The sequence below is a fragment of the Leptospira wolbachii serovar Codice str. CDC genome (assembly GCF_000332515.2).
Classification (GTDB): domain Bacteria; phylum Spirochaetota; class Leptospiria; order Leptospirales; family Leptospiraceae; genus Leptospira_A; species Leptospira_A wolbachii.
The window spans coordinates 1-5,659 of the sequence record NZ_AOGZ02000017.1 but is presented as its reverse complement, the minus strand read 5'-3'; the positions used below and the strand labels follow the sequence as shown (position 1 = coordinate 5,659).

The following is a 5,659-nucleotide window of genomic DNA, read 5'->3' as shown; positions in this document are numbered from 1 at the left end:
GAAAACCATTCTAGGCTTTCCGTTGAACAAGATTGCAGAAATATATATGTTAGTATCTAAAAGAACTCTTAACATTAAGAAGCTTTTTTATTTCTTCTAACTGCTTTAATTTCATCAAAAATGTCAGCTTCTTTAAGATTTGATTTATCGATAGTTTTGAAGCAAAATCGAAGATAGCTTGCCACTTAGATTTTTTCTCAATATAAGACCTTGCAGCTTCACGAATCAGTTCGGATCTGGATCTGTGTTCTTTTTTTTTGCAATTTTATCAATTTCTTTTAAAAGAGCTTTTTCGAAAGAGATATTAACAGTCTGATTCATAATTTCCCATCATATACAAGATTTGTATATTTGTCAAATTGTTTATTTCTGGGTTTTTTTCTTATAAAACGCCGCACGGATGCGGCGACTCTTCCCCGCAATGTTCGCATAACGAACTAGGCTAACCGACGTAGGCTGACCCTGAGTCCCGAATGGGACGTTAGGGACTGGCACGTAGTTTGCGACTGCAAACGAGTGACAGGAAGCCTATGTGCCGTAGGCCGAGCGAGGGCGTAAGACCCGAAGCGAAGTGGTTAGCCGATGTTAATTGCAGTGTCCAATAATAGAAACCAGTGTAAGTAAGAAGGTAAGAAGTCCAAAACATTCCGAGCGTCTCTTCTCTTAAAATCATTCATTTCGCTGGAAAAGTAAATTAAACTTACTTAAACAGAACTGTGATCTAATAATTGTACCAAATAGAAAGTAGAGAAAGACAATAATGAAATGAAGCACTTTCTAATCTTTTCTTCTCTTCAAATGAAACTCTTTTGTCTTTCTCTTCTCTTTCTTAAACGCGTGAAAGAAAGAACCAGCGAAAATTACATAAAAAAGATTCTCTTAAAACCTTTTTGGACATTGCAATTAACGAACTAGGGGAGACGACGTTGTCCGTAGCTGAGCCTCCGTAGGAGGCGTTAGCGTCGGCGCGATTTCTTGCGGAGCGAGAAGCGTGACGGAGGACAATGTGTCGCAGACCGAGCAAGGCCGTAAGTGCCGCAGCGAAGCGTTTCCCCGCTGTTATACGATGTTCCCGATTTATTGACTATAAGTGAATATCTCTTATGCGAATTTTGTTTTTTGATAATACGACAAATTTCCCATTTAATTCGAGACTATTTCTATTTAGGAGAATATTCAAAGAGTTGAAAATTTCTTTAAAATCTTTAGGGTTATATCGTAGAAAAATGATTCCGTTCGAATATTCTTTGTGAGCAAAAACCCATTCACCAAAATCTTTATCTAAGGTAAGAATGATTGCGTCAATTTTTTTTGCCAGGTCAATGACTTGTAAATCTGTAATACCTTTACTCTCTTCTAAAACAGAAAGAACTCTGTGCCCTTCATTTCTAAGAAGTTTTATAAGTCGATAGTCGACGTTTTCGTCAGCGAGTATATTAACTTGCAAGCAAGCTTTCTCTGCTTATTACGTGGCTTGAATAGGAGATACAAGCAAGGATATCGTCTTTTTCGATTCCTGGTGAAGCTTCGAGGATTTCTTCGATAGACATTCCATCGCCTAATCTTTCGAGAATTAGATCGACTGCTATCCTTGTATTTTTAATCACCGGTTTACCGAGTAAAACGTCAGGTGAGGAGGAAAGTCTAGATTTATAATCCATAGTGATATTCTATCACCGATCTTGAAAAAAAGTCAAGTTTTGTTAGAGCAGAAATAAATTGAATTTATCAGTTATTCTTGCTTTTCTCCATTAAACTAATGCCATTTCAAAAGTAGAAGTTTAGGGAATATCGTATAACGAACTAGGCTTACTGAAGTTGTCCGACCCTGAGTCCCGGACGGGACGTTAGGGACTGGCACGTAGTTTGCGGATGCAAACGAGTGACAGGAGGACAATTTGGCGCAGCCCAAGCGAGGGCGCAAGTCCCGAAGCGAAGCAGTAAGCCGCTGTTATACGCCGTAATTTATTTATTCAATGCACTTAGCGTTAATTAGTGTTGCTCTTATTACGCTTTCTAAACCTTTCTGTAAAAGTGGTAAATTTTCAATATTATTAGTAAGAATATGTCGCCAGTATATTCCTCTTGAGAATTCTTTTGTTTTAATTAAAGATATCGAGGAAAGTTGTAAACCAATTCTCTCTGTATTAATATCTTTGTAATCTGATTTAAAAATAATTAATGCCTTTTGACAGTTTTCACTTTGATCGACAACTTCATTCACAACAATTTCTTTTTTATTTTTAAGGGATTGTACACCTAATTCCAACCATTGATTTAAATTTTCATTAAATTTTCCACTATCTATAATCATTGCTTCGGATGGCAAAAATTCGTGATTTATTAACTGTAAACAATCAGGTAGCGGACATTTATTTTTGCTTATTTTGTATTTATTTGAAAAGTAAACCTCAATAAACTCATCTTTATAAATAGTTTTTTCCTTATTGATACATTGGAATAGGAGAAGTGTAAGTAAGGTATTATAAAAGAATTTCATTCGGTTTTCTCTTTATTTTTAAAATTTTAAATTATGGCGTATAACGAACTAGACTAACCGACGTAGGCTGGCCCTGAGTCCCGAACGGGACGTTAGGGACTGGCCACGACACTTGCGCAGGCAAGGGGAGTGCCAGAAGCCTATGTGTCGCAGACCGAGCGAGGGCGAAGTCCCGAAGCGAAGCGGTTAGTCGCTGTTATATGCAGTAAACCATTTTATAAAGCTTCTTCCAAAATTTCTGATTTAATCTCTATATCATTTTGAATGAATCCGAAGTATCCACTAATCAAAAGAATTGGAGCAAGTTGGTAATGTTGAAATAATTTCGCTAAACCAATAGAAACACCGACATATGTAAATGTTAAAGTTCTAGTAGGATTGAAATCTATTTTTTCATCAGAAATGAAATTAATTGAATACTTTTTGTTTGATACATCGAGATCATCACAAAAATTTGAGTTTTTAGAATACTTCAATTTTCTGAGACTGTAAGATTCTATTGAATTACATTTTTCATTTATTATGTTTCTTTACTTCTTTTTTCGTTTATTCCAAAATATACGGTATGCAAACCACTTAGATTTGAGTAAAAAGGTGTTGTGTTGGATACTTTGACTCCAATTGATCCTACATATTTTCCTTTTGGTATTTCTATTTCAAGTTTATTACCATTGATATTTTCGCTAAATTTAAATTTTGATCCAAATTTAAAGTCATCCTTTGAAATATAATCAATTGTTTGGAGATTTATTTCAATTTCCTTTGTTACTTCAGTTAATTTGGTAAAATTAATTTCTATTGTTACATTTTCTTTAGATGTATCCTTTAGATCAGTATTGTTGATTTTCGTTTCGTTTGGTGTTGAACAAGAAATTTGAAATGAAACTATTATTATTAGATTTTTTAGATTTTTCATAAAAGATTGTATTTGGTTTATTGCATATAACGAACTAGCGGAGACGACGTTCCCCGACCCTGAGTCCCGGACGGGACGTTAGGGACTGGTCACGTAGCTTGCTTATGCAAGCGAGTGCCAGAAGGGGAATGTGCCGCAGGCCGAGCGAGGCCTCGTGCCGAAGCGAAGCGTTTCCGCGCTGTTATGCGCTGGTTCGCTATTCTTCAACAAAATAATCTGTATCGATTTTCTTTATTATATAATTTTCTTTTTCGGAAACGCCAACACCATATTCAATCATAAGTTTTGTTAATTCATTTCCATCGATTAAGATAATTCTATTTTCGATTTTGTTTATATATTCAACCGCATCATTTGAAAACCTGGATGTAGTTATAAAAACTCCTTTCTTTGCTCGTTGACCTTGTAAAGCTCCAGCAAATTTTTGAATTTCTTGTCTACCGACCGGATTTTCCCATCTTTTTGCTTGAACATATATAAATTCTAATCCTAATTTATCTTCTTTTATAATTCCATCTACACCTTCATCTCCGCTTTTTTTAGTTAGAATTGCGTTTGCATCATTTTTATCTCCGTAACCCATTTTGATAAGCAAATCGACTACAATAAATTCAAAGTAATATGGAGAAGTAGATTTTAATAATTTAATTAATTCAGAAGATAAGTCTGATAAAATGATGTTGTAACCGTTTTGAATCATTTCCTCTGGAGTTTGAATGGAGAAATTTTGTTTCTCTTGAATATCTTCTAGTTTTTCAGTTGAATCCTTTTTTAATTTGAATGCTTCAAATTTGGAGAGATCTTGAACGGTAATATTTTTAGGTGAATTCGGGAGATAGTTTATTCCTGCAATTGTAATTTTATAATAAGATCTTTTTTCAGATTCAATCAATTCTGCCATTTTTAAATATTGAATTGCCCATGCGACACGGTTATAAAATAATTTTGCTCTTTTTGAAGGAAGCATTTCTTCCATTTCTTCCTTTGTTGTATTGAAAACAGAAGCTACATAGTTTCTGATTTCAGATGTGTGACTTTCTTTATTTTTAGAAAGAAAGTCTAGAACAGGTTTCATAGCTTCTTGAAATTGTGGTATTGCCATTCTTTTTTACTTTTTATTTTTAATTCTAATTTTTGCGAACTTGCGCATAACGAAATAGCGGAGACGACGTTTCCCGACCCTGAGTCCCGACGGGACGTTAGGGACTGGCCACGTAGCTTGCGTATGCAAGCGAGTGCCAGAAGGGAAATGTGCCGCAGGCCAAGCGAGGGCTCGTCCCGAAGCGAAGCGTTTCCGCGCTGTTATACGACGTTCTTGAGTTTTTTATATTTTTCCATTAATTAATGGGAGGTATTTTTCATTAATTGATTTAAGACTTCTAAGTCTTCTTTGTTTACTAAAATAATTTTCTGGATCTTATCATTTTTTATATAAAAAACTATGTTTTCAATTTTTGGAAAATATTTATTACTGATTAAGCTGGTTTCTATGTCTATACTAGAAACATAGACTTCTCTTATTAAATTTTGTTTTTTTTGTCTGAAAGATAGATTTTTAAAGTATTGATTATTAATTTGAAGATCAATCGATTTAGCTAAAATTTGATCGTTTTCAGTGTATTTTATCTTTAATAGAGTTGGGTGTGTAAGTTGATTTTTGGGAATCGAGAATGAAATATTATTTGATTCGAAAAATATATTTCCAGTAGAAAATGTTTTATGAATGTAAAATTCATCGTAAGTAACTTCTTGCTCAGGCCCTTTTAATAAAAAATTGCAGGAGAATAAAGTCAAAATACTAATTATTGAAATATGCTTTTTGTAATTTAACAATGGTGTATTATCTAAAATTCAAATTTGTTAAATAGTTTTTTTGAATTTTCTTCTTTGCATTTATAATAACTTAAGATTTCTATCAGACAGAAGTCTGGTGATTCTTCATTAGTGCAGCTTATTGCAAGGTTAGGCCGATGATAAGCTTCGCAATCAAATGGTTCTCTTTCAGTTTTACAGGAAATTAGTAGAAGAAAATCGTGTATATGTATATATACAATTTTGTAATTTTTCTTAAATTAGTCTATTATTTTTGTTATTTTGTATTTTTGTTAGTATTTTAATTTTCAAGAATGTCGTATAACGAACTAGGGGAGACGACGTTCCTCGTAGCTGAGCCTTCGTAGAAGGCGTTAGCGTCGGCGCGTCTTCTTGCGTAGCGAGAAGCGTGACGGAGAGAGTCTACGCGT

The 5,659-nt window shown here is 34.2% G+C and carries 7 protein-coding genes and 2 pseudogenes; all 9 read right to left on the bottom strand.

Features of this window, described 5'->3' with window-relative positions:
- Nucleotides 1-75, bottom strand: a pseudogene (locus LEP1GSC195_RS19775) (putative toxin-antitoxin system toxin component, PIN family); the annotation flags it as partial.
- Nucleotides 75-321 (bottom strand): annotated as a pseudogene (locus tag LEP1GSC195_RS18705) (CopG family ribbon-helix-helix protein). The pseudogenes LEP1GSC195_RS18705 and LEP1GSC195_RS19775, both read right to left, overlap by 1 nt.
- A gap of 763 nt (nucleotides 322-1,084) precedes the next feature.
- Nucleotides 1,085-1,447, bottom strand: a complete 363-nt coding sequence (locus tag LEP1GSC195_RS18700) for a DUF5615 family PIN-like protein (RefSeq protein WP_015683064.1) — start codon at nucleotides 1,445-1,447, stop codon at nucleotides 1,085-1,087.
- Entirely contained in the window at nucleotides 1,437-1,661 is a 225-nt protein-coding gene (locus LEP1GSC195_RS18695; RefSeq protein WP_015683059.1) for a DUF433 domain-containing protein, read from the bottom strand. The genes LEP1GSC195_RS18700 and LEP1GSC195_RS18695 overlap by 11 nt, the downstream gene beginning before the upstream one ends.
- 308 nt (nucleotides 1,662-1,969) lie before the next feature.
- Nucleotides 1,970-2,500 (bottom strand): hypothetical protein, encoded by a 531-nt coding sequence (locus LEP1GSC195_RS18690; RefSeq protein WP_015683061.1) that lies wholly within the window; start codon nucleotides 2,498-2,500, stop codon nucleotides 1,970-1,972.
- Between the two features lie 215 nt (nucleotides 2,501-2,715).
- Nucleotides 2,716-2,976, bottom strand: coding sequence for a hypothetical protein (locus LEP1GSC195_RS20105; RefSeq protein ID WP_040507261.1), 261 nt, complete (start codon nucleotides 2,974-2,976; stop codon nucleotides 2,716-2,718).
- Between the two features lie 44 nt (nucleotides 2,977-3,020).
- Entirely contained in the window at nucleotides 3,021-3,416 is a 396-nt protein-coding gene (locus LEP1GSC195_RS20100; RefSeq protein ID WP_015683062.1) for a hypothetical protein, read from the bottom strand.
- Between the two features lie 196 nt (nucleotides 3,417-3,612).
- The gene (locus LEP1GSC195_RS18675; RefSeq protein WP_015683060.1) at nucleotides 3,613-4,518 is read right to left on the bottom strand and encodes a restriction endonuclease; all 906 of its coding nucleotides are present in this window, start codon (nucleotides 4,516-4,518) and stop codon (nucleotides 3,613-3,615) included.
- 239 nt (nucleotides 4,519-4,757) lie between these two features.
- Nucleotides 4,758-5,249, bottom strand: a complete 492-nt coding sequence (locus LEP1GSC195_RS18670; RefSeq protein WP_040507260.1) for a hypothetical protein — start codon at nucleotides 5,247-5,249, stop codon at nucleotides 4,758-4,760.
- Nucleotides 5,250-5,659: the final 410 nt, after the last annotated feature.